The following is a 24,262-nucleotide window of genomic DNA, read 5'->3' on the forward strand; positions in this document are numbered from 1 at the left end:
GGCCCCCGGCCGACGTCAGCGCCAGGCGTAGGGGAAGGCCGGGCCCCGGGCCCCTTCGACGAGGCCGCCGCCGGTGGAGCCGCCTGCCCCGCCGGTGTCCGCCGTGGTGCCGCCGGTCTCTCCGCCGCCGGTGGTGGCGCCCGCGTTGCCGGCGGCTCCGTTCGTGGTGCCGGTGCCGCCGGTCGCGTTGTCCCCGCCCCCGGTGCCGCCGCCGTTGCCGCCGTCCCCGTTGCCTCCGCCGGTGGGGCCCGTGCCGGTGGTGCCGCCCGCGCCGGTACCGGTCGGGCCGGGGGTGGCCGGGGTGGTGCCGGCGGGTGTGGTGGGGGTGTCGCCGCTCGGGGTGTCCGCCGGGGAGTCGGGGTCGGTGGGCGGCGATTCGTCCCCGGAGGGGTCCGGCTCCTCGCTGCCCTCCGCGAGATCCAGCTCGAACTCCCGTACTTCGGAGCCTTCGAGGGCGGCGGCGGTGTAGTCGGCCCAGGTCTCGGCGGGGGCGCCGCCGCCGTTGACGCGGGACTGGCCGAGGGCTCCGTACAGCGACTCCTGCGTCCCGGTCTCCGGGTCCTGGCCCATGACGGCGACGACGGTCGCGAGGTCGGGGGTGTAGCCGGCGAACCAGGCGGCCTTGTCCTCCTCGGCGGTGCCGGTCTTCCCGGCGGCGGGGCGCCCGGCCGCCCGCGCGGCGGTTCCGGTGCCGCCGTCGACGACGCTCCGCAGGATCGCGGTGGTGGTGTCGGCGGCCTCCCGGCTGACGGCCTGCCGGGTGGTGCGGCCGGGCAGCGCGATGCTCCTGCCGTCCTTGGTGACCTTCGCCACGAGGGTGTACGTGCCGTGCCGCCCGTGGTTGGCGAGGGTCGCGTACGCCTCGGCCATGTCGAGCACGCTGGCGGTGGCCGGGCCGAGCGCGATGGACGGGGAGGCGGTCAGGTCGGGGGTGTCCTCGGGGATGCCGAGGCTGATCGCGGTCTCCTTGACCTTCTCGGGGCCGACGTCCTCGGCCATCTGCGCGTACACCGCGTTGACGGACTTGTCGGTGGCCTCCCGGACGGTGATGTCGCCGTAACTGACGTCGTCCTCGTTGGCGGGGGCGTAGCCGGTGTCGCCCTGGCGTCCCTCGACGGGGCGCTCGTTGGTTCCGTCGTAGCGGGTGTTCGGGGTGATGCGCCGGCCGTCCTGGGTGGTGGCGTCGTCGGCGACGGCGGCGGTGAAGACGAACGGTTTGAAGGTGGAGCCGACCTGGTAGTCGCGGCGGGTGGCGTTGTTGACGTACTGGCGGGTGTAGTCGACGCCGCCGTACAGGGCGACGACCTCGCCGGTGGCGGGGTCGATGGAGGCGCCGCCGACGCGGACGTTGCGGTCGGCGTCGTTGCCGTCCTCGGTCCGGGAGGTCACGTTCTCCTCGACGGCGTCCACGAAGGCGTCCTGTTTCTCCTTCTCCAGGGTGGTGGTGATCCGGTAGCCGCCGGTGGCGAGGGTCTCCTCGTCGACGATCCCGTGGCCGGTGAGGTAGTCCTTGACCGCGTTGACGAGGTAGCCGCGCTGCCCGGAGAGGCCGGTGGAGGCCTTGGCCTCGTCCGGCGGCGGGAAGGTGAGGGCGGCGCGCGCGGACGTCCCGAGCCATTCCTCCTTGACCATGCCGTCGAGCACGTAGTTCCAGCGGGCGAGGACGGCCGGCCCGTTCTCCGGGTGGGCGACGACGTCGTACGCGCTGGGGGCGTTGAGGAGCGAGGCGAGGTACGCGCCTTCGGCGACGTCCACGTCGGTGACGTCCTTGCCGTAGTACGCCTGGGCCGCGGCCTGGATGCCGTAGGCGTTGCGGCCGAAGTAGCTGGTGTTGAGGTACCCCTCGAAGATCTGGTCCTTGGTCTGCTCGCGGTCCAGCTTGATCGCGATGAAGAACTCCTTCACCTTGCGTACGACCGTCTGCTCCTGGCCGAGGTAGTAGTTCTTGACGTACTGCTGGGTGATCGTCGAACCGCCCTGTCTGCCCTGTCCGGTGACGGTGTTCCAGGCGGCGCGGAGCATGGCGCCGACGTCGACGGCGCGCTCGGAGTAGAAGTTGCGGTCCTCGGCGGCGAGTACGGCGTGCTGGACGTCCTTCGGGACCTGCGCGAGCTGGATGTTCTCCCGGTTGACGTCGCCGTCGCGGGCGATGACCGCCCCGTCGCGGTAGAGGTAGACGTTGCTCTGGGCGGTGGCGCTGGAGTTGGCGGCGGGGATGCCGACGAGCTGGTACCCGGCGACGAAGCCGCCCACGAGCAGGACGGCGATCAGCAGGACGGCCCCCAGGACCATGCGCCAGGTCGGGACGAGGCGGCGCCAGCCCTTGCGCCGGGGGCGCTTCGTGCGGCCCTTGCGGCCCTTGCCCTCCTGGAGCCTGGCCGAGGCCGCGGTTTCCGTCGGCCCGTCCGCCGTCCCGCCGTGCGGGTCGCTCCCACCGGCGTCCTCGTCACCCTTGCCGCCCTCGTTGCCGGAGGGGTCCCGGGGGGTCCAGCGCTGTGGCTCGTCGCTCATGTGGTGGAGACTCCTCGGCCGCGGACAGTCCTCCCATACTGCCCTTTTACTGTCGATAACCTTCGGAACGCACCTGAACGTGCTGCCGCACGCCCTCCCGGACGCTTCGCGCGCCCCGGAAAACGGGTCGCGGGGTTCCGGATGCCTGGACTACTGTCGTGCGCTTTGGTGCCTGCGGGCGGGCAGTTCCCCGGACGGGTGGTCCGGGCGGGAACACGAACGGGACTGGGGGAGACGTGCGGGTCTATGCCGTGGTGGCCGCGGGCGGATTCCGCCGGCATGCCACCTACCGGATGGCGACGGTGGCGGGGACCTTCACCAACACGGTCTTCGGCTTCATCGTCGCGTACACCTACGCCGCCCTGTGGGCGGAGCGGCCGGACCTCGGCGGCTACGACACCGCGCAGGCCATGACCTTCGTCTGGCTGGGCCAGGCGCTGCTGATGACGTGTTCGATGATGGGCGGCGGCTTCGAGAACGAGCTGATGGCGCGCATCCGGACCGGCGACATCGCGATCGACCTCTACCGTCCGGCCGACCTCCAGCTCTGGTGGCTGGCGGGCGACCTGGGCCGGGCGGCCTTCCATTTCCTCGGGCGCGGCATCGTGCCGATGGCGATCGGCGCGCTCGCCTTCGAGCTGGCCCTGCCCGTCTCGCCGTGGACCTGGCTGGCGTTCCTGGTGTCGGTGGTGCTCGGGGTGGTGGTCAGCTTCGCCGTCCGCTTCCTCGTCGCGCTGGCGGCGTTCTGGCTGCTGGACGGGGCCGGGGTGCTCCAGATCAGCTGGCTGACGGGGCTGTTCTTCTCGGGGATGCTGCTGCCGCTGAACCTGTTCCCGGGGCTGCTGGGCGAGGTGGCGCGGGCCCTGCCGTGGTCGGCGTTCCTCCAGGTGCCCGCCGACGTGTTCCTCGGCAAGCGCACCGGGTGGGACCTGGTGGGGGCGTTCGCCTTCCAGGCCGGCTGGGCGCTGGTCCTGCTGCTGGCGGGCCGGCTCCTGCAGTCGGTCGCGACACGGAGAGTGGTGGTGCAGGGTGGCTGACACGGTGCTCGTCCCGGACGGCGGTACGGGAGCGGAGGCGGTGGCGTACGCGCCCCGTGGCGGCGGGCGGTCGCAGGCGGCGGAGGGCCTCCGCGCCTACCGGCTCATCGCGGGGATGTGGATCCGCTCGACCATGGCGTACCGGGCGTCCTTCGTCATGACCACGCTCGGCAACTTCCTCTCGACGGTCTTCGACTTCGTCGCCATCATGCTGATGTTCAGTCATGTCGACGCGCTCGGCGGGTACTCCCTGCCGGAGATCGCCCTGCTGTACGGGATGGCGGCCACCGCGTTCGGTCTGGCCGATCTGCTGCTGGGGTCGCTGGACCGGATCGGTGAGCGGGTCCGGGACGGCACGCTCGACACGCTGCTGGTGCGCCCCGTGCCGGTGCTGGTCCAGGTGGCGGCCGACCGGTTCGCGCTGCGCCGGACGGGGCGGATCATCCAGGGGCTGATGGTCCTGGGGTACGCCCTGGTGGTGCTGGACATCGAGTGGACGCCGCTGAAGGTGCTGCTGGTGCCGCTCGCGGTGGTGAGCGGCGGGGCGGTCTTCGGCGCGGTGTACGTCGCCGGCTCGGCCCTCCAGTTCTTCGCCCTGGACGCGGCGGAGGTGCAGAGCTCCTTCACGTACGGCGGGCAGACGCTGTTGCAGTACCCGCCCACCGTCTTCGCCCGAGAACTGGTGCGCGGGGTGACGTTCGTGGTGCCGCTGGCCTTCGTGAGCTGGCTGCCCGCGCTGTACGTGCTGGGGCGGGAGTACCCGGTGGCGCTGCCGCAGTGGGTGGCGTTCCTGTCCCCGGTGGTGGCGGCCGGGTGCGGGCTGCTCGCGGGCCTGGCGTGGCGCACGGGTTTGCGGGCGTACCGGAGTACGGGAAGTTGACGAGGGACGGCGGTACGGAGATGGGGCCGGGCATGGAACGGAACGCGGTTGCCGGTGCGGTACGGGACGCGGGTACGGCGGTGGCGGAGGACGGCGCACGGACACCGGCGGGGGACGGCTCGTTCATCGAGCTGGACGGGGTGGAGAAGGTCTTCGAGGTGCGCCGCAAGGCGGGTTTCCTGCGGCGCGAGCGGCACGAGGTGCGCGCGGTGGACGGGATCAGCTTCCGGGTGGCGCGCGGCGAGATGGTCGGCTACATCGGCCCGAACGGTGCGGGCAAGTCGACGACGATCAAGATGCTGACGGGCATCCTGACCCCGAGCGGCGGCCGGCTGCGGGTCGCGGGAGTCGACCCGTCGCGGGAGCGCACCAGGCTGGCGCACCGGATCGGGGTGGTGTTCGGGCAGCGCACCACGCTCTGGTGGGACCTGCCGCTGAAGGACTCCTACCGGCTGATGCACCGCATGTACCGCATCCCGGACGCGCGTTACCGCGAGAACCTGGACCGCTGCGTAGAACTCCTCGACCTGGCTGACCTGTTGGACACGCCGGTCCGGCAACTCTCGCTCGGCCAGCGGATGCGCGGCGACATCGCGGCGGCGCTGCTGCACGATCCGGAGGTGCTGTACCTGGACGAGCCGACGATCGGGCTCGACATCATCTCCAAGACGAAGGTGCGGCAGTTCCTCAAGGACCTGAACGAGGAGCGCTCCACCACCGTCCTGCTCACCACCCACGACCTCACCGACATCGAGCAGTTGTGCCGGAGGGTGATGGTGATCGACCACGGCCGGCTGATGTACGACGGCGCGCTCGCCGGGCTGCACGAGGCGGGGGAGAGCGAGCGCGTCCTGGTGGTCGATCTGGAGCGCGAACTCCCGCCGATCGCGGTGGAGTCCGAGGGGCCGCTGCGGGCGCGGGTGCTCAGGACCGAGGGGCCGCGCCAGTGGCTGGCGCTCCCGGCGGACGCCTCGGTGGCGCCCCTGGTGGCACGGATCGCGGCGGAGTACCCGCTGAAGGACCTCTCGGTCCGGGAGCCGGACATCGAGGACGTGATCGCCCGGATGTACGCGGCGCGACCGCACCCGGCCGCGTAGGCCGCGATTGTTGGGCGCCGCCCCGTGCCGGGCGCTGGCCCGGCGGTGCGCGCGGTGCATAGGGTGGGCGCCATGACGACTGAACTCCCGGACATGCGGGCCTCCGACGCCGAGCGGGAACGGATCGCCGACATCCTGCGGGATGCCATGGCCGAAGGGCGCCTGGACATGGAGGAGTTCGAGCAGCGGCTGGAAGTGGCCTACGCGGCCCGCACGCGCGGGGAGTTGACTCCGCTCGTCCGTGATCTGCCGCCCTCCGGAACGCCGTTGCCCGACGTGGGCGGCGCCGCGGTGACGGCGTGGTCGGAGCGGATCGGCGGGGAGCCGACGTCGAAGGGCGGGTTCGCGTTCTGGGGCGGCTTCAGTCGACGGGGGCGCTGGACCGTGGGCCGGACGTTCACCTCGTTCGTGATGTGGGGCGGCGGTGTCGTCGATCTTCGCGAGGCCCGTTTCGCGGAGCGCGAGGTGACGATCCGCTGTGTCACGATCATGGGCGGCATGAGCGTCACCGTGCCGCCGGACGTACAGGTACGGGTCAACGGGATCGGCCTCATGGGCGGGTTCGACGAGCGGTCCAAGGACGAGGGCGAACCCGCCCCGGACGCGCCGAGGGTGACCGTCACCGGCTTCGCGCTGATGGGCGGCGTCGGCGTGGAACGCAAGTGGAGCAAGGCGGAACGCCGCCGCCGCAGGGAAGCCGAGGCGGGAGCGAAGGCGGAGGCCGTGGGCGGAGCCCCGGCGCCGCGGACGGTGGACGGACCGGGCGGCAGCCGGGAGCAGGGTGGGGCGCGCGGGCCGGGTGGGGGCAAGGAGCTGCGCTGAGGCCCGGTACGGGGGGCACGCGCGGAGGACCGGCAGGGCGTCCCGGGGCCGGCGCGGGCCCGGATCCGTTCCGCCCCGGAGGCCCTACCCCTGCGGGGCGCCGGTCAGCAGGCCGAGGCCGATGCTGTCGGCGAGGGCTTGGTAGCCCTGGTCGTTGAAGTGCAGATGGTCGCCGCTGTCGTAGTCGGCCCGGATGCGTTCCGGTGCGGCGAGGTCGCGGACCACCTCGTCGAAGTCCACGTACGCGTCGAACACCCCGCCGGCCCGGATCTGTTCGTTGACCTCCTGCCGCACCGCCTCGCGGGACCGGGTGAAGTTGGGGATGCCCTCGAACGGGGTCAGGGTCACCCCGATCACCCGCAGCCCCCGGGCGTGGGCCTGGCCGGTGAGGCGGCGCAGGGCGTCCACGACCTGCTGCGGGTCGAGGTGGGGGGAGGCGGTCTGGGCGTCGTTGATGCCGAGCGCGACGATCACCGTACGCACTCCGGTGACGCCCAGCACGTCCCGTTCGAACCGGGTGACGCCCGCGACGCCGCCCCGGCCGTCCGACAGCAGGCGGTTCCCCGAGATGCCCTGGTTCGCCACGCCCCAACCGCCCTTCAGCCGGTCGGCCAGGAGGTCCGGCCAGCGTCTGTCGGCGTTGGGGGTGGAGCCGCTGCCGGCCGTGAGCGAGTCGCCGAAGGCGACGACCGTGCCCGAGGCGGCCGTACTGAAGACGTCGACGGCCGTCAGATAGCGCCACTCGTCGATGGGCCGCGCGGTGCGCGCGTCGACGAGGTACGAGGTCTGGAAGGCGGCCGGGTGCTGCGTGATGTGCCCGCCGGTCACGGGCGTACGGAAGGACACGACGAGGTCCGAGTCGGCGGCGATCCTCGTCCGCACGGCGTCGCTCACGACATGCCCGCCCGCCGGAACGGTGACCCGGCCCGCGCCCCCGAAGGTCACCGGGCGGGAGTTCACCCGCGCGTGGTCGACCACGAGGGGGCCGGTGCCGAAGAGGTTCGAGAGGGTGATGCGCGCGGCGACACCGCCGGCGCTGCTGTGCACGGCGTTCCGTACGACCGTGCCCGCCGGTTCGCGTGTGCCGACCGGGGCGGCGCGTACCGGCGCCCCGGTCCAGGTGGCGACCCACCGGCCGTCCGCCGCCGCGGACTCGCGGCCGGCCGGGTGCTCGCCGGCCGCCCGCACGTCGCTGCCGTGGGGGCCGGCGAGCCGTTCCGTGCCGAGGGCGAGAGCCGCGGCGAGCACGGCGGTACCGGCCACGAGGGCGGGCAGCAGCGCGCGCCTGCGGAGGCCGGAGCCCGCCCCGTAGCCGCGGCGGGGCTCGCGGGGGCCGGGGTCCGGTCCGGCTTGGTCTCTACGGGCGACCCTGGACATGCGCGGTACGTCTCCTCGTGCTCGGCCCGGGATGCCGGGAACCGGTGTGCGGCGGTGCGGCGGGCCGCCGGGAACTGGGCGGGCGGCCCGGGAGTAGGACAGTGGGGACAATGCGTACGACAGGGGAAGACGTGTACGCGAACGGGTGGCGCGGTAGGAGGGGACCGGGCGCACGGCGGACCGGTACACGGCAGGAAAGCGAGGCAGGACGCGGTGGATGGTAATGAACCGGGCGCGAGCACGGGGCCGGAACACGGAACGGACGCGGATCCGGATCTTGCCGGCGGGACGGGAGCCCCGGCCGGCGTGACGGCGGACCGGGACACTCCGGTGGGTCCCGACGGCGGTTCTGACGGTACGGCACGGCCGCCGCGCGAGGCCGGACGGGCGGCCGCCGCACCCCTGGCCGCGTTCGCGTACACCGCCGCCGACGAGGAGAAACGGCGCGGGGTGCGCCGGATGAAGATCACCGCCACCGGGCTGCTCCTGCTGGTCGCCCTGGTGTACGTCCTCGCCACGTGGGCGAAGAACGCCCACGTGGGCGGCTGGCCCGGCTATGTCGCCGCCGCGGCCGAGGCGGGCATGGTGGGTGCGCTCGCCGACTGGTTCGCGGTGACGGCCCTCTTCCGTCGGCCGCTCGGACTGCCCATTCCGCACACCGCGATCATCCCGACCAAGAAGGACCAACTGGGGGCCTCGCTCGGCTCGTTCGTGGGCGAGAACTTCCTCTCCGCGGACGTGGTGCGCGGCCGGATCCACGCGCTGGGCGTCGGGGGGCGGGTCGGTGCCTGGCTCGCGGAGCCCGAGCACGCCGACCGGGTCACCGCCGAGCTGGCGACGGCGCTGCGCGGGGCGCTGAAGGTGCTGCGGGACGCCGATGTGCAGGCCATCGTGGGGGAGGCGATCACCCGGCGGGCCGACGCGGTGGAGATCGGCCCCGGGCTCGGGAAGATGCTGGAGAAGGTGGTGGCCGACGGCGGGCACCGCAGGGTCGTGGACCTGGTCTGCGTCCGGGCGCACGACTGGCTGGTTCTGCACGGTGACGCGGTGATGGACGCGGTGCAGGGCGGGGCGCCCGGCTGGACCCCGAGGTTCGTCGACAAGCGGGTGGGGGAGCGGGTCTACAAGGAGCTGCTGCGGTTCGTCACGGAGATGCGGGACATGCCGGGCCACCCGGCGCGCGACTCCATCGACTCGTTCCTGGCGGACTTCGCCGCCGACCTCCAGACGGACCGGGACACCCGGGAGCGGGTGGAGCGGCTGAAGTCGGAGATCCTGGGGCGTCGTGAGGTGCAGGACGTGATCGCCTCCGCCTGGTCCTCCGTACGCGCGATGATCATCGCGGCGGCCGAGGACGAACGGAGCGAACTGCGGCTGCGGGCCCGGGCCTCGCTGATGTCACTGGGCGCCCGCCTTGCCACCGACCAGCGACTTCAGGCCAAGCTGGAGGGGTGGTTGGAGGATGCGGCGGCGTATGTCGTCACCACCTACCGCACCGAGATCACCTCGCTGATCAGCGACACCGTCGCGGGCTGGGACGCCGACCAGACGTCACGGAAGATCGAGGCCCACATCGGCCGCGACCTCCAGTTCATCCGGATCAACGGCACGGTGGTCGGCGCGCTCGCCGGACTCGCGATCTACACGGTGTCGAGGGCGCTGGGGGGCTGAAGGCCGTCCCGGGCGGGTGTGCCGGGCGGGTGTTGTCGTGCTCCCGCCCGGCATCGGGGCGGCCTTCGGGCGCCCCGGGTGTGTTCAGGCCGCGCGGCGGGTGACCGCCCAGGACGCGGCGGCGACCCCGCCGGCGACGGTGAAGACGGCGGGCCAGGCACCGAGCTTCTTGGCCAGCACGTGCGAGCCGGCGAAGGCGGCGACGTACGCCGTGGTCAGCCCGGTGGCGGCGCGGGGGCCGGCCGTCCGGTTCCACTCGTAGGCGGCGACCGCCCCGGCGACGGCGAGCGCGGCGCCGCCCAGGGGCCGCTTCCGGGTCCACCGGGCCACCCCGTAACCGCCGACGAGCCCGCTCGCCGCCACCGCCGCTGCCGGAATCTTCGCCATGGCAGCCACCTCCGCTTCCGTGTTGTCGTCCCGGTCCCCGTCGCGACGCGTTCCGCGCCGGGGGATTCCGAGGCTAACCCGCCGATACGTGCCCGGACCACGGACCCCGGGGACACGGGGGTGCACAGGTCGCCCGGCGGCCGGCCGCCCGGCTCCCCGGTCCCGACGGCCCGCTCCGTACCGAACTCGTCGCGGGCCGGCTCGTCGCGGGCCGGCTCATCGGCCTCGGCGCCGCGCTGAGCCCGCACCCCGAGGGGGAAGGTTCCCGCACCGCCCCGGAGCGCCTCGTGGACCTCCACGCCCCGGAGCGCCTCGTGGACCTCCACGCCCCGGCGCTCCAAGTTCTGCTCACGGAGGCCGGGGCGGAGGGCGATCAGCCCGGATACGTGTCGTAGCAGTCGGGCACCGGGTAGTACAGCGCTTCCCACGTCAGAGCACCGATCACGCCGTCCTTCGGCAGCCCGTGGCACCCCTGGATCCACTTGACCTTCGTCAAGGTCGCGGCCCCGAACTTCCCGTCCACCTCGAGCTTCGGCACCAGCCCGCCCCACACGTTGCTCAGGCACTGCGCCTGCTTCACCGCGGCTCCGCCGCTGCCGGACCGGAGCACCGGCCGGTTCGACGCCGAGGTGTACGCGCACCCGCCCGGCACGGCGGCCACGGTCGCAGCCGCCTCCGGCGAGGCCGCGGCGGCCCCGGGCGCGACGGCGAAGGCCCCCAGCGTCAGGGCGGCGGCGCCGGCGAGGCCGACGACACGGCTTCTCAAGGCCCTCGCGGGCTTCGGGGAGGTGAGGACGGGCGAGGAGGCGGTACGGGAGACGGTCATGCCGGAACCTCCGGTTCGGGGTACGACGGGCTCCGACGGGCCGGCCAGGTCCGGCCCGGCCCGCCTCGCTGGAGCGCGCACCGCGATCCGGACCGGGATGTCCCGGCGACGTCCCCTGCGGGATGTCCTGCGGAGCCGCGGCGGCCCGCGGTGCGTCCATCAACGTAACCACAGGTGAGCGCGGTGAGCAGGGCGTGCGGTGGGGCGTGCGGTGGGGCAGGGAGAGCGAGGGACCCGCCGGGGTGGTGCGCTGGGTCGCCGCGCGCGGTCCGGGGCGCGGGGTGGAGGTCTGGGGCGGGGCGGGGGCGGGGCGTTTCGAGGTGCGGGGGCCTCGGCCGTGCGTCCTGAGGGTGGTGTGGGGCCGAGGGGCGCAGGTGCGGGGGCCTCACCAGACGAGGACGCCCCCGCCGATCGCCAGGGCCCGGTGGCAGGCGTCCGCGATGTTCGCCAGCCGGTCCCCGACCGACCGCAGGCTGTCCGGGGAGGCACCGCCCACCACGCCCCGTGCGATCAGGACGAGGTTCGCCCGCAGCAGCGCGCACTCGTCCAGCAGCTCGACGACCTCATCCGGCCGGGCGACGAGCCAGCCGTCGAGGACGCGGGGGAAGAGCCGCGCCCCCAGGGAACGTACCGCCGGGGAACCCCAGACCGACTCGCGCCAGGACTCCGTACCGGCCATGTCCGAGCTCCCGCCGGGAACGTCCTGTACCTGCGACTCGCCGTGCTCGTCCACCAGGAACACGTCCACGCTCAGGGTCATGACGGCAGTGCAGCACGTGAGCGGAAGCCGGAGCCACCGGGTTTCCCGGCGCGGTTCCTCAGACCAGGCTCTGGATCACCTCACTGCGGTCGGCCGTGTGGACGACCCGGGTCAGGGCTCCGTTCACGAACGGCATGTGCGGGTACACATGGCCGCACTCGACATCGGCGACGATCGGCACACCCAACGTGCCGAGGGCGTCCACCACTGCCTCGTACTGGGTCATGGTGGCGTCGTCGGGGGCCGAAGTGCGCCCGACGACAACGGCGTTGGCATGGTCGAAGAAGCCGTTGAGCCGCATGCCGTGGAGGTTGCGGCAGATGGTGAGCGCGTTGTCCTCACACGCCTCGACGTAGACCACGAGGCCCTCCGGAGCGTGGGCGCGCGCGAAGCCGCGCACGTCCAGATATGGGCTGCCGGCCAGGTTGCAGAGCGTCTCGACGCACCCCCCGACGAGCCGCCCCGTCACGTCCACGTCCCCCGTGCCGTCGTCGAGCCGGGTCCACCGGCCGTCCCTGTCGAGGCCGAGGTCCTGCTTCCCGGGATCAACGGTCCAGTCGTCCCAGCCGGGGGACCGGTAGCGCCCGGGCGAGGACTGGGTGAACCCGCTCCCGGACTCCAGCTCCACGATGTCGAGCCAGGAGAGCAGCCCCTCGGGTTTGAGATAGGGCGTGTCCATGAGGTTCGCACCGTGCAGGGTCGCCGTGCCGGAAAGCAGCGTCAGCGGGGTGATGAGCGTGGCCATGTCCGAGTACCCGACCACCCACGTCGGTTCGGCCGCGGCGACCTCGTCCCAGTCGATCAGCGACACCAGGTCGATCGCCGTCTCCCCGCCCCACGGCGGCACCACGGCCCGGATACCGGGATCGGTCAGGAACGCCTGGAACTCGGCGGCGCGTTCACCCGCCGACGCACTGACATGCCGGGACCCGTCCATGCACGCCCCGACCACCACCTCGTACCCCCGTGCCTCGACCACCCGCACCGCGGCGTCGAGCCGCCCCCGGAGCCTCTCCGGGACACCGGACGAGGGAGAGGTGACGGCCACACGGTCACCGGGGCGGAGGGGGCGGGGGTATCGAATCGTCATGCGAGGACTCTGGCACGCGGCCCACGGCCGGTGCCAGGGAGTTTGCGGGTGGGCCGAGGACGCGAGCAACGCCCGCACGCCCGGCCCACCGGCGGATCAGTCCTCCGTCGACCCGGCGAAGAAGCCCACGCCCGGATCCTCGGGCGTGCCGATCAAGAGAGCCCGGTCCAGGAGCCCGTTGTAGTGTTCACAGCTGGTTTCCGGCAGCAGGACGCAGGCGTGGCACGCCGCGAGGTTGATGCCTCCCACACCGCCGGCCTCGGACTCGACGCACAGGGGGTCGGCCGAGCACCACTGGGCGCGTTTCAGCGCCGACCGGAGCGTGGCGGCGAGTTTGTCCGGCTCGCCCTGGGCGACCAGGCCGCCGAGGCTGCCGGCGGAGTCGCTGGTGGCGGTCGAGACGAGGAGACCGGCCATCGTGTCGTCCACGTACAGACGTTCGCGCAACGCCGCCGCCGGGTATCCGCCGTCCAGACTCCACTCGTTGATCAGCACGTGGGCCAGCGTGTGCAGCAGCACCATGCGGGGAGACGCCGGGGAATCGGGGACGGACTCGGGGTCCTTGCTACGTTCCCGCATCAGACGGAGATGGTTCGCACGCAGACGGTCGGCGCGCGCGGCGACCGCGGGGTTCCGGGCCCAGTCGTCGACACGCTGTTCGTCGAGGCGGAGGAAGACGCCCTCTCCCTGTACCTCCATGGCGGGAAGCCAGTCGGTCCGGGAGAGCGACAGTTCAGCCTCGTGCACGTCCGAATTGGTCTCGGGCGTGTCCACCCGGGAGAACGCCTTGAGGACCCTGACCTCACGGAGACGCTTCACCAGCATCGGTCCGACCACGCCGTGCGGCTGCAGGACGGAGGCGGAGGACCGGGGCGGCTCGCAGACGAACTGCTCCTCGTGGTCGGTCTCGCTTTCGGGCTGCCCCACGATCAGTGTCTTGTACTCCTGTCGGCGCAACTCGTGGAACGCGTTGTCCTGCCCTTGGTCGGAATCGCCGTCCGGGCTTTCCGCGGCGATGAGGGCACGCACCGCTTCGACGGAGAACTCGTACTTCAACTCTATGGCGAGCACTCGCAGATAGAGCTCGATCGCGTCGTCGCTCAGAGTTCTGAGGCTGTCCATGTGCGGTTCGAGGCGGGACGCCTGTCCCGAACTGTGCGGCGGGATGGAAAGGGCCGTTTTCACGATCGGTTGCCAGACGACGGAAGAACCGCGTTGGAGGGTACGGGGGCGTTCCGCGCAGGACTCGTCCGGCGCACCACCCAACCAGGGGCGTTTGCCCCGGCAGAGAACCTTGAGGTCGGCGAGCGCCGCCGAACGGAACGCGCCCTCCATCGACACCTCGGGAACGCCGCACGAGCAGGAGACGAGTATCGAGCGGAGCGACGCGGTCTTGCCGGTGCTGCGCAGGCGCATCTCCCCACCGCAGGGACCGGCGGCGGAGCCGTAACCGCGGTGGGCCCACTTCCAGTACGGGAAATCGTCGATGTGGCCTTGGGCGCATGCCATGACGAATCGGGACGGGACCAGTTCCTCGCCGCAGTCGCCGCACTCGTTCTTGCCGGGAGGAGAGTTGAAGCGCGCCACGGGCTGGAGGACGTTGCAGTTCGGGCATGAATGCCAGAGCGGGAAACGCCGGACGTGGACGCCGTCCCTGCTCGTGTCGTCGGACGCGGGCGGCAGTCTGAACGACTTCACGCCCAGCACCCGCTCGAGCCGATTCTCCCGGATGACGGGTGCCTCGGAAACGTTCCACGAGTCGATGCCGCTCACGATGAAGGACTCGTTGTCCACGGCGACCAGTGAACCGACGCCGTACGTGGTGATCATCTGTGCGCGCCGGACCGACCCGCGACGGGGATAACTGCGCTCGGGGGCGCCGGCGGAGCGGCGGCGACGGGGCGGGGGTGTCATCGGGTGGCCTCCATGAACAGTCCTGACTCGGCGTCCACGTCGCGCAGGCTCCACAGCGTGGGCCAGGCGTCGCCGCGGGTGTCGTCGAAAGATTGCAGCAGGGAGGGGAGCCTATTGCCGCGTTTGGGCTCGTAGAGCAGCCCTCCGAGCTTCTCCGCGTCGTCCTCCCACAGGTCGAGGAACTCCTCGAGGGCGGCTTCCGTCGCCTTGTGCTCCTCGGGGGCGACGGAACGGACGCGATCCAGCAGGGGGAACGACACCTTCTCCTCCAACTCCGTCCGGAAGTCCGAGATCCGACCGGCCGCGTCGTTCGGACGGGCGGCGGGGATCAGGAGGCGGGCGAGCGCGACCACGACGGCGTGCAGCCCTCGTTCCCGGGCGCGGGAGGAGAACGGGGTCACGCTGGTCGACTCGACCTCGCGGTAGAGGGCGGAGTGGAAGTGCTGGAACGACTCGTAGTGCGAGCGGTCCCTGGAGCGCGACGAGTTGAGCATGACGGCGACGAGCCCCGGATGGCGTCGGCCGACCCTGCTGGTCGCCTGGATGTACTCGGCCGTCGTCTGCGGCTGCCCCATGACGGCCATGAGGCCCAGGCGGTCGACGTCGACGCCTACGGAGATCATGTTCGTCGCGAGCAGGACGTCCACGGTCTCCGGGTGCGGGCGCTTGAGTTCCACCTGCTTGAGGCGCTTGGGCACCTCGCTGGAATTGGCGCGGCTGGTCAGTTCCGTCTGCTCCGTCACCCGGCGCTGTTCGCACCCGTCACGGTCGGCCAGGTAGCCCAGGTGGGCATCGACGTCGTCGTGCACCTGCAGCTCGGCGGCGGCGAGGAGACGCAGGCTGTTGAAGTACCCGACGAGCGTCCAGTAGGCGTCCCGTACCTCCTCCGTGGTGTCCGCGTGGGCCGCGTGGTGGAGCAGAGCGGCGTACGTGCGGATGAGGAGGGTGGCTTGGCTCGTGCTGGGAGTGAGGAGCCCGACGTACTGGCGGCTCGCCTTCTCCTCCGGCGGGGTCTCCACGGCGAACCAGGAATCGCGGGCGTCGATTCCGGCTGGTGGGAACTGTGCCACCTCGCGGTCGAAGAGTTTCCTTCCCTGTTCGGACGCGCGGCGGATGGTGGCGGTGGAGGCGATGACCTTCGGGTGGTCGGACAGTACGTCCACGGCGGTCTCGTACAGGCCGGTGAGAGTGCCCAACGGGCCTGAAATCAGGTGGAGTTCGTCCTGGACGATCAGTTCGGGCGGCGGGGTGCCGTCCGGGCGGTCACGGTTGAACAGCGCAGCCGTCGCCTCCCGCCAAGGCATGGCGGCGAACTTGTCGACCGTGGCGATCACGAGGGTGGGGCGGGCGTCGTAGACGGACTCGTCGACCAGGTGGACGGGCAGTCCGTCGCGGAAGTCGCACGTGGCGTCCGGGCAGCGGACATGCATGCGCTTGGCCGGCTCGTCGACCTCGTACTGATGGGCGTCGAGGCGGGTGCCGCACCAGGGGCAGGCGTGGAGCTGGACGGGGTTCTTCTCCTGGAGGTCCTTTTCCTTGCGCAGCTCGCGCAGACTCTCCTCCGCCCCTGCCAACGTGTTGGGGGTGGCGGACTGGCCCACCCACATGCCGATGGAGAAGGGTTCGGTGCCCAGGGTCCCTTCCTCGATCCGGATGCGTTCCATGGCGCAGACGAGCGAGGCAGCACGCTCGAACTGCTGCAGGGTGAGGAGGCGCAGGGTGTACCGCATCAGGACGGTCACCCCGCCGCCCAGCTCCGCGTGGCGCATGCGGCGGAGGAAGGCGGTGAACGCGATGAGACCGAGGTACGCCTCGGTCTTGCCACCGCCGGTGGGGAACCAGAGCAGGTCGGCGATCTGGCGGTCCGGATGCCCGCGGTCCACGATCCCTTCGAGACAGAGCAGCATGAAGGAGATCTGGAAGGGCCGCCACCGCCCGGCGGTCTCGTCGGGGGATTCCTCCCGCCCCTTCCTCACCCACTCGCCCCTGGCCCGTTGCCGCGCCATCGCCAGGTTGGCGAGCCTGAAGGCCCGCATCGCGTCGGGGTTCGTCGCGAGTACATGGATGCCCCGGCACATCCGGCCCAGAGCTGTCTGGCAGGCGTCGAGTTGCACCTGTGCCGGCGCCGCGTGCGGGGTGCCGCGGAAGGCTTCGGCCTCCGTCTCCTTGCGCTCGATCCACGCCGCGTAGCCGGCCATCAGGTCGTCGAGTGCGGCCAGCACCTCCTTGTCGGGGCGGGTCGCCAGCTCGTACATCGTGAGGGGGGCGGTGTCGATCTCCTGATTGGAGTCGGTCAACAGCACTTCGTGCGCCGGCACGAACTCGGTCCGGATCGTACCGATCGCCGCGCGTGCGATGCCGGGCGCACCGATCGGAGGGGGCGTCCAGTCCCAATCGGCGGCGCAACCGTGGCCCACGGCGAACGTGGGAGCGTGCCGGTAGAGAAGTCTGCTGGTCACCACGTCCGGGTCGTCGGCACGGTGCACGGCCGGCCGTTCCACGAAGGCGGGGACGGCGGACGGCGTCGTGACGGTGAGCCGCGGCTGGTAGAAGCAGAACGCGTCCTGCAACTCCCGCTCGCCGATTCGCCGCGTGTTGATCAGTGTGACGGTGACCGTCACGGTGCCGGACGCGGCCCGAGGCCGTACCAGGACATCGAGCCGCAGGCCCTCGTACAGGGGTGCGGGCCTGTGCCGCCGGGCATCGGTCACGTCGACGGTCACCGGGACGAGGTCCAGTTCCCGCCGCCGCCAGTGCTCCCGCTGCTCCGCGACCGTGCGGGCCTCGGCGCGTATCGGCGCCAGGGGGCGTCCCTCGGCGTCGACCGGGTCGTACGTCGCTGCCTCGACGTGGACGACGATGCTGCGGGACACGTCGGGATCGACGGCGAAGGTGATTCCCATCGACGCGGGGCGCCGGTCGGCGACGAGCGGCGCGGAGGCCTCCGGGGCGCCGTCCTCGACCTCCTTGCCCCGTCGGACGACGGGGCTGTCGTCCAGCCCGTCGTTCTCCGCGGCATCACCCTCCAGGGCCTTCGCCGCGGCGGTGTCGGACGGCCGAGGAAAGAGGACCCCGATCGGATACGTCGTCATGGGCGGGTCCTGCGTGAGTACCTCGTCGGGGGCTCCCGGACCGAGGAGGTCTCTGCGGAGCTGTGCGACGAGTCCGTCGCGCACCCGGTAGTGGGCGGCATGCTCGCCCGTTCGGTCGGTCATCGTCCCGGTTCCTCCTGCGTCGATGCTTGGGCCCAGCGGTAGCGTCCGAGTCCGGTCAGGCGAGGCACGACCCACATGCCCTGGTCGCCGAGTCCGGCCCGTGCCCCGGAGGCCGAACTGCCGGCGACGGTCTCCAGACAGTCGACGTGGAAACCCACGATCTCCGCGGGCCAGTTCACGTCCCAGGTGTTGTTGATCTTCAAATTGCTGTGCAGATCCTCGCGGAACCGTTCGGAGACGACGGCCACCGGCCGGTCGCCGTGGAAGACGGTGTAGGGCGGGCTCTGGTCCGGAGCGAGCGGCAACCCGTGCTGAAGGCGGAGGGTCACGGCGTCGCCCGTCCGGACGGACGACACGAGGTGGTCCTGCACCGCCCCGGCGCCTTCCGTGAACCCGTCCGTGCCGGGAGGGTGCAGGTGGCAGACGTCGCCGCCGGACGCCGCGATGCCCTTCCGTACGTGGCTCTTCCAGCCGCCGAGGTACCAACGGTCCGTCCGCCTGTCCCGCCGCACGAGTGCCGTCTCGGGAGCCGCGAGGCGGAACAGGTCGTCCCGGGGGCGGGTCATGGCGACGTAGAGTGCACGCGCCTCCGCCGCCGGGTCGATCCGCTCGTGCACCTTGCGCAGCTCTGCCAGGGACGGAGGTTCGACCACGAGGACCCGGTCGAACTCCAATCCCTTGGCACGGTGCACGGTGGACACCACCAGACGGGCGGGTTCGAACGCGGCGAGGTCGTCGGGGAAGCGCCCCTCGGCGACGGCGCGACGCAGCGCCTTCACGTCCAGAGCGCCTCGTGGGGCACGCGCCACCCCTCTCAGGGACCTCCATGCTTTCGCCCGGTCCCCTCCGGGGGCCACGGGACTGTCGTCCAGCAGTTCCTGGAAGCGCTCCTCGGTCAGTGTGGTGGAGCCGACGCGCCGCAGGACGTCCGCGACCCATGGGGGGACCGGGTACTCCTGGAGGGACCGTCGCGCGCGGTGCGGCACCCCCAGCGCGTGCAAGGTGTCGGACAGGACCAGTGACTGCCTGTTGTCCCGGCAGAGAATCGCGCAGGTCCCCGGGAAGCTGTGCAGGGACCCCAGGGTGAAGGGGTCGTCCAGCGGGCCGAAGCTCGGGCAGGAGCGGAGGAGATCGACCAACCGACGGTGGGCGTCCTCCCCGGCGGCGTCCGACAGGTCCGATTCCGACGGCAGACGGCGGAGCACGGGGCCCAGCGCGAGCGCGGTACGGGCCTCTTCCGTACGGGTGCGGAAGTTGTCCGAGAGGTGCAGCTCCACCAGGTCGTCGGGGTACGACGCGCGCAACCAGTCGAAGAAGTAATTGGTCTCCGCCGCGCGGGCGTCCTCGTCCTCCACCTGGAAGCCGTAGATGGCCTGGGCGCCGTCCCCGACCACCGTGAAGCCGCAGCTGTCCTGGAAACGGTCGAGCAGCGTCTCCACCATGTCCCGGCGATCACCGACCAGGTCCTGGACCTCGTCGATGACCACGTGGGCGGGGGGCCCCTGCTCACTTTCCTCGATCGTGCCGCGCAAAACGGCTTCCGTGGCTTCCCGGATGCGCTCGTCGAAGCGGAAGGCGCTCCAGTCGCGGTCCGGCTGTTCGGCGCGCAGCACGGACAGGGCCCACGAGTCGAAGGTCTGGACGCGGACGCGCCGGGCCGAGCGCGCGTGACGCGCGATCCGCTCGCGCAGCTCCCGCACCGCAGCCCGGGAGAAGCTGAGGACCAGGATCTCCCGGGCTTCGAGGGCGTCCTCCTCGTGCCCGGTCAGCGCGTCGAGTCGGCGTACCAGTGTGTGCGTCTTGCCGGCGCCGGCGCCCGCGGTGACCAGGAGCCGGGTGTCCCAGGGCTGGTCCACGACCGCCCGCTGTTCCTCGCTCAGCGGCGGACTGTCGTCGTAAGCGTCGCTCACTTCCCGCTCCACAGATGCTCGAACTGCGTGAAGGCCAGCTTCGGGCCGTAGTTGGTGATGTTGTCGCGGACGTTGAGGATCAAGCAGGTGTCCTTCCCACCGTTGCGGGGGCCGCGCAGGCCACGCCCGATCATCTGCTGGTAGACGTTCGGGCTGTAGGTGGGGCGGGCCACGACCACGGCCCGGGTGGCCGGCGCGTCGAAGCCTTGGCTGAGGACGCCGTAGTTGGTGAGGACGCGGATCCTGCCCCGACGGAAGTCGTCGATGATCTTCCTGCGCTCACCCTTGGGAGTCGCGGAGTCCACCGACGCCGCGCGGATTCCGCGGTCCTTGAGCTTGGCCGCGAGGACCTTGGCGTGCGCCACGGACGTGGCGAACACCAGGACCGGCCAGTCGTCGGGCATCTCCGCGATCTTGTCGAGGATGCGGGCGTTGCGGTCCTGGTCGTCGGCGAGGCGCTGCTCGGCGGCCTTCGAGAGCAGGCTCATCTGCTCCGCTTGCTCCTTCTCCGCGTGAGTCAGCTCGATCGTCCCGCCGGGAAGCACCTCGTGGTCGACGTTCGCGAGCATGCCGAGCTCCTGGAGAGCCTGGTACGGGTCGTCCGCGGCGAATATCCCGTCGTCCAGACGGTGCGCTCCGAAGCGCTGCACCAGCCGCTTCGTCTCCTCGTCGTTGGTGTTGCGGAACGGTGTCGCGGTCAGTCCGAGCAGATGGCAACGGGTCTCGCGGGACGTCAGTCCGAGATGGGTGAGGATCTCCGTGTACTGCGGCGAGATGGCCACGTGCGCTTCGTCGACGATGACGAGAGCCGACTTCCGCAACCAGGCGTAGCCGTCGCCTCCGAGGCAACTACGGAGCTTCGCGTCGGTCGCCACGACCAAGTGGGGACGGTCCTTCACCGGACCCGCCTCGTTGGACGACCAGAGTCGACTGATCGCCAGCGAGGTCTCCGCGCCCACCTTCGACCAGACGAAGCTCCAGCTCTGCACGGCTTGCTCGCACAGTTCCTCGGTCTGCGCGATCCACAGGATGGGACCGTCGAGTTCGCCCACCTGCTTGACCCAGCGAATGACCGCCTCCGCGGCCACTCGGGTCTTCCCGGCTCCCGTCGGCAGGGACAGCATCCCGCGCTGCGGGGCGAACCGGTCGAGCATGGTGAAGACCTTCGTCGCCAAGCGCTCCTGGTAGTCGTGGAGGCGGGGGAACTCCGAGGGGCCCGAAACGTCGATGCGCGGGTCCAACGAGGGAGACTTGGCGCCCGCGAAGGTGTCCGGAAAGCCGAACTCCGCGACGAACTTCACGGCGGTGGACGAGCCGGTGAACCCCGAGGGTGCATGGTTCGGGTAGGCAGCTTGGAGGTCCTTCACGTGCGTCTGGAGCACGCCGTCGCCGTGCGCGTTGTACGCCATGCGCGCGATGCGCCTGGGTGACGGGTCGGCATCACCGGACTCCGCCTGCTCGCTCTCCATGAGTCCCGACGGAAGACCTTCCCTCAGAGCGGTCGCCCCGATGAGCAGCTCCAACTTCTCCTCGACACTGGTCGCTTCCCGGACGCGCCGGAGCGAGGCCTGCACCTGCTGGTCCGCCTCCTGGCGGTCCTGAGCGTCCAGTACGGCTTTGCATCCCGACTCGCCCAGACCCCAGCGGAGTTCGCGGTCGACCGCGACGAGCGTGGTGAGTCGATCGGCCGGTGAGAGGACGAGGACCGTCGTCCCCCGCAGCGCGCTCGTGAGCGGGGTGGCCTTGGTCCCCAAGGGGGTGCGGGTCAGTTCCTCCAACTCCGAGCAGCGAAGAACGGTGTGGTTGTTGACGATCGGGCCCAGGCGTAGACGGAGCGTGGGGAATTCGTCCTGCACGGGGACCGGCTCCCCGTCGGCGACGTGCCGGGTCTCCTTGCTGATCACGTCGGCGTACGGGAGCATGCCCCAGGTCTTGACCAGGAGGGCGGCGTCCTCAGGGGTGCCGGCGAAGAGCGCCGGGATTCTCTCGGCCTTCAGAGCGCGGTACTCGGCGTCGGTGCCCGCCACGGCGATCTCGGCGTCTTCCCGCGCCGTCCACTCCGACCCGACGCGGCAGCGGGTGAGTTGGCCTTCCGGGAAGTCCACTTCGAGACGGGTCAGCAGGACGTACGTCTTGCCGACGAACGAGTCGTCGTCGCTCCGGGCGAGTTCCTCCAGGAGGTGGCTCCACTGGTCGGCAGGGACCTGCTCGGTCGTGGTCGGCAGACCCAGCTTGCGTGCCTTCTCGTCGCTGATGTCGGCGACCGGCAGAACGTCCGCGTACGCCCGGAGTTGCGGTCCTACGGCCCGAGCCAGGGGAAGCGTCCCCTGAGAGGTGGAAACGCGCCCGTGCTTGCGGAGCATCCAACGCAGCGGCGACTGCGCCTGCTTCCGGGTGGAGCTCTGGACGCCGATCTGCACGGTCCAGCTGTCGACGACCGCATCGTCGGGCATGGCTCGCACGAATGCCGCCTTGCCTTCCTCGGACAATGCTTCCAGCAGATGAAGGGGCCCGCCGACGGGGGACCCCTCCACCCTGAGCCGGTTGAGGGCGGGGCGGGAGGCGCTACTGCTCAGCGTCCTGCAGTAGCTCTGGTACACGGCGGTGCGGTACTCCTCGAACCAAGCTTCGTCCTCCGTGGGGCGGTGCCCGGACGAGGGACGATCACGGAGGCCGAGGTCACGAAGGAGCCCCGTGTCGTCCGAGTGGAACCTCAGGTCGACGGCGATCGCCCCGTCCCGGCTGCCGTCGGCGGGCACCACAGGGCCCGGCAGCAGGCAGTCGCGCATCCGGTGGAAGCGTCCGTCCGTGGTCTTGAGGAACAGTGTCTCCTTCGGCTCGCTCACCTGCCGACGGATCCGGAGTGCTTGCCCCTGCGCACCGGCATCGTGGAGCAACTCCCAGAAGTGGGTCCAGTCCTGCGGGCCGTAGGCGTCGAGGTTTCCGCGCTCCAGCACGCTGACGAACCTGCCCTCGGCGTTCGCCTCCTGGATGCCGAGGGCCACGAGATCGCTCACCAACGACTCGTCCTCGGAGAGCCGGCGGTCGACGTACGTCGTCGTGTCCTTCAGACCGTCCTGGACGGTCCTGCGGAAGATCTTGGAGCCGGGGGCCACCATCCCGCTCTCCTCGGTCAGCACGATCCGCGCGGAACGCGCCTCCTCGGCGAAGGGCGAGGCGGCCCGAATCATCTCGGCGAGAATCCGGATCGCCGCGGCCGATGCCTCCACCGTCCCGTCGGTGACGAGGGCTTCCAACCACTCGCGCACCGTCGCACGGGACCGCTTCGCCTCGTCGAGAATGTGGCTGACCTTGCCCGGACGGAACTCGCCCGCCTCCACCGACGCGTGGATCCAGTTCGACGGCCGCCCCGGGTAGGAACTCCACATCCGGAGCCATTCCATCCGCAGAGGAACCTTCTTCTCCGGCGCGGGGTGGATGTTGATGTCGTGCGGGGCCCGCAGCACACCGTCCTGGTCCGGAAGGGAGGGAAGGTTCGCGGCCAGCGTCCAGATGCACTCGGTGAGGTACCGGTCCGCCCAGTTGAGCGCCTCCTTCGGGCGTCCCGGGAGCAGCGGCAGGTACGCGCCGGGGTCCTTGGCCGGTGCCAGATGAGGCAGGGAGTCGACCACGAGACGGGCGGCGACCTGGATGATCTCCTGGTTGAACGGGCTGGAGTCCAGAAGGTTCTGCCGGTCCTCGTTCGTCTTCCACGCGCCGTTCAGGGCGCCGCTCAGCGTCATCGGGTACTTGGTCGGGAAGAACGACCAGAACTCACCCCGGCCCCTGGGGGCGGTCAACACCGTCTCGCCGGAGTACTCGGGTACGGCCCAGGAGATGTCGACGGTGCCTCGGTCGTGCAGTTCACCGGCGCTGGATCGGGCCTTCTCCGTGGGGCGGTGGGAGAGGGCGAAGACCTTCCACGAGGTGTGGTCGTCGGGCTTTCCGGTCCGTGACTCGTTGACGGTGTGGAGGAAACCGTCGTGGTCGACCGTGATCTCCCGCCGGACGGTGGCACGGCTCCGGCGGTCCTCCAGGACCACCGTGCCGACGTGGTGCGAGAAGAGCTGGAACCGCGCGGGGAACTCCGACCGGACGTCGCCCTTGTTGCCCGAGACGTGCATGTCGTGAGCGAGCTGTTCGGCGGTACCGGGGAGCAGCGGGAGGCGGACCACTGTGGTCGCCCACTCCATCAACTCGTCCAGGATGCCGTCCTCCAGCCGCTCGGCGTCGGCGTCCAGGGGCCGGGCCATGCGCAGTACGGGGGCCTCGAAGTCCTCTTCGGGCGCTCCGCCGCGTGCGTCCTTGATCGCCTCGTAGGACCACGACCGGTCGAAACCGAACGAGCCCGAGGTGCTGAAGAACTGGGGGGTGTCGGTGACGGCGAGGACTGACTTCACACCTACGCCGAACCTGCCGATCTGCCCTCCGCGCTTCTTCGACACGCTCATCCGGAGGATGGTCTCGGCGCCCTCCGGAGTGACGGGCGTTCCTTCGTTCGCGCAGTACAGGTGCGTCGCGGTGAGCACGGCCTGTACTTTTCCGCCCGGCGCCGACGCGATCTCGTCCGCCGCGTTCTGCACGAGCTCGAACAACTGGCGGTCGCCGTAGCCGCCCTGCGTGATGCGGCGCTCCCCGTTGGCGTGTTCCTGGATGAGGCCGGGGTCCACCCGATACGTTTCGAGCACGCGTGCGGACTGGTCGACGATCTTCCGGATGACGGGCGAGTCGCCCGAACTGCCCGTGCCACCGATGTGGTTCATGT

The 24,262-nt window shown here is 71.2% G+C and carries 15 protein-coding genes; 5 read left to right on the forward strand and 10 right to left on the reverse strand.

The annotated features are described in order from the left end of the window. Positions 1-15: 15 nt before the first annotated feature. Positions 16-2,511, reverse strand: coding sequence for a transglycosylase domain-containing protein (locus tag OHT52_RS19505; protein ID WP_328721467.1), 2,496 nt, complete (start codon positions 2,509-2,511; stop codon positions 16-18). Between the two features lie 236 nt (positions 2,512-2,747). Here OHT52_RS19505 and OHT52_RS19510 point away from each other — a divergent pair, with 236 nt between their 5' ends. From OHT52_RS19510 to OHT52_RS19525, 4 genes are all read left to right on the forward strand, one after another. After that, positions 2,748-3,548, forward strand: coding sequence for an ABC transporter permease (locus tag OHT52_RS19510; protein ID WP_328721468.1), 801 nt, complete (start codon positions 2,748-2,750; stop codon positions 3,546-3,548). Positions 3,549-3,588: 40 nt separating this feature from the next. After that, positions 3,589-4,428, forward strand: a complete 840-nt coding sequence (locus tag OHT52_RS19515) for an ABC transporter permease (RefSeq protein ID WP_328723811.1) — start codon at positions 3,589-3,591, stop codon at positions 4,426-4,428. Positions 4,429-4,460: 32 nt separating this feature from the next. Continuing rightward, a complete protein-coding gene (locus OHT52_RS19520; protein ID WP_328721469.1) occupies positions 4,461-5,525 on the forward strand; it encodes an ABC transporter ATP-binding protein in 1,065 nt (354 codons plus the stop codon). A gap of 93 nt (positions 5,526-5,618) precedes the next feature. Further along, the gene (locus OHT52_RS19525; RefSeq protein WP_328723812.1) at positions 5,619-6,347 is read left to right on the forward strand and encodes a DUF1707 SHOCT-like domain-containing protein; all 729 of its coding nucleotides are present in this window, start codon (positions 5,619-5,621) and stop codon (positions 6,345-6,347) included. 84 nt (positions 6,348-6,431) lie between these two features. Here the strand turns inward: OHT52_RS19525 and OHT52_RS19530 are convergent, their stop codons facing one another. After that, positions 6,432-7,724, reverse strand: a complete 1,293-nt coding sequence (locus tag OHT52_RS19530; RefSeq protein WP_443046615.1) for an SGNH/GDSL hydrolase family protein — start codon at positions 7,722-7,724, stop codon at positions 6,432-6,434. Positions 7,725-8,054: 330 nt separating this feature from the next. Here OHT52_RS19530 and OHT52_RS19535 point away from each other — a divergent pair, with 330 nt between their 5' ends. After that, positions 8,055-9,395, forward strand: coding sequence for a DUF445 domain-containing protein (locus OHT52_RS19535; RefSeq protein WP_328723814.1), 1,341 nt, complete (start codon positions 8,055-8,057; stop codon positions 9,393-9,395). An 84-nt stretch (positions 9,396-9,479) separates the two neighbouring features. On the opposite strand, the gene OHT52_RS19540 is transcribed toward OHT52_RS19535, so the two are convergent. From OHT52_RS19540 to OHT52_RS19575, 8 genes are all read right to left on the reverse strand, one after another. After that, the gene (locus tag OHT52_RS19540) at positions 9,480-9,782 is read right to left on the reverse strand and encodes a hypothetical protein (protein WP_327175996.1); all 303 of its coding nucleotides are present in this window, start codon (positions 9,780-9,782) and stop codon (positions 9,480-9,482) included. Between the two features lie 373 nt (positions 9,783-10,155). Continuing rightward, entirely contained in the window at positions 10,156-10,608 is a 453-nt protein-coding gene (locus tag OHT52_RS19545) for a peptidoglycan-binding domain-containing protein (protein ID WP_328721470.1), read from the reverse strand. Positions 10,609-10,993: 385 nt separating this feature from the next. Further along, entirely contained in the window at positions 10,994-11,368 is a 375-nt protein-coding gene (locus OHT52_RS19550) for a hypothetical protein (RefSeq protein WP_328721471.1), read from the reverse strand. Between the two features lie 58 nt (positions 11,369-11,426). Next, the gene (locus tag OHT52_RS19555) at positions 11,427-12,458 is read right to left on the reverse strand and encodes a S66 family peptidase (protein WP_328721472.1); all 1,032 of its coding nucleotides are present in this window, start codon (positions 12,456-12,458) and stop codon (positions 11,427-11,429) included. Between the two features lie 96 nt (positions 12,459-12,554). Then, positions 12,555-14,372 (reverse strand): DUF1998 domain-containing protein, encoded by a 1,818-nt coding sequence (locus OHT52_RS19560; protein ID WP_328721473.1) that lies wholly within the window; start codon positions 14,370-14,372, stop codon positions 12,555-12,557. Continuing rightward, positions 14,369-17,587 (reverse strand): helicase-related protein, encoded by a 3,219-nt coding sequence (locus OHT52_RS19565; RefSeq protein WP_328721474.1) that lies wholly within the window; start codon positions 17,585-17,587, stop codon positions 14,369-14,371. Before OHT52_RS19565 ends, OHT52_RS19560 begins: the two co-directional genes overlap by 4 nt. Beyond that, positions 17,584-19,497 carry a UvrD-helicase domain-containing protein gene (locus tag OHT52_RS19570; protein WP_328721475.1) on the reverse strand — a complete coding sequence of 638 codons (1,914 nt, stop codon included), beginning with the start codon at positions 19,495-19,497 and terminating at the stop codon, positions 17,584-17,586. Before OHT52_RS19570 ends, OHT52_RS19565 begins: the two co-directional genes overlap by 4 nt. Further along, positions 19,494-24,260, reverse strand: a complete 4,767-nt coding sequence (locus OHT52_RS19575) for a DEAD/DEAH box helicase (RefSeq protein WP_328721476.1) — start codon at positions 24,258-24,260, stop codon at positions 19,494-19,496. Before OHT52_RS19575 ends, OHT52_RS19570 begins: the two co-directional genes overlap by 4 nt. Positions 24,261-24,262 lie beyond the last annotated feature (2 nt).

It is taken from the genome of Streptomyces sp. NBC_00247, assembly GCF_036188265.1.
GTDB lineage: Bacteria > Actinomycetota > Actinomycetes > Streptomycetales > Streptomycetaceae > Streptomyces.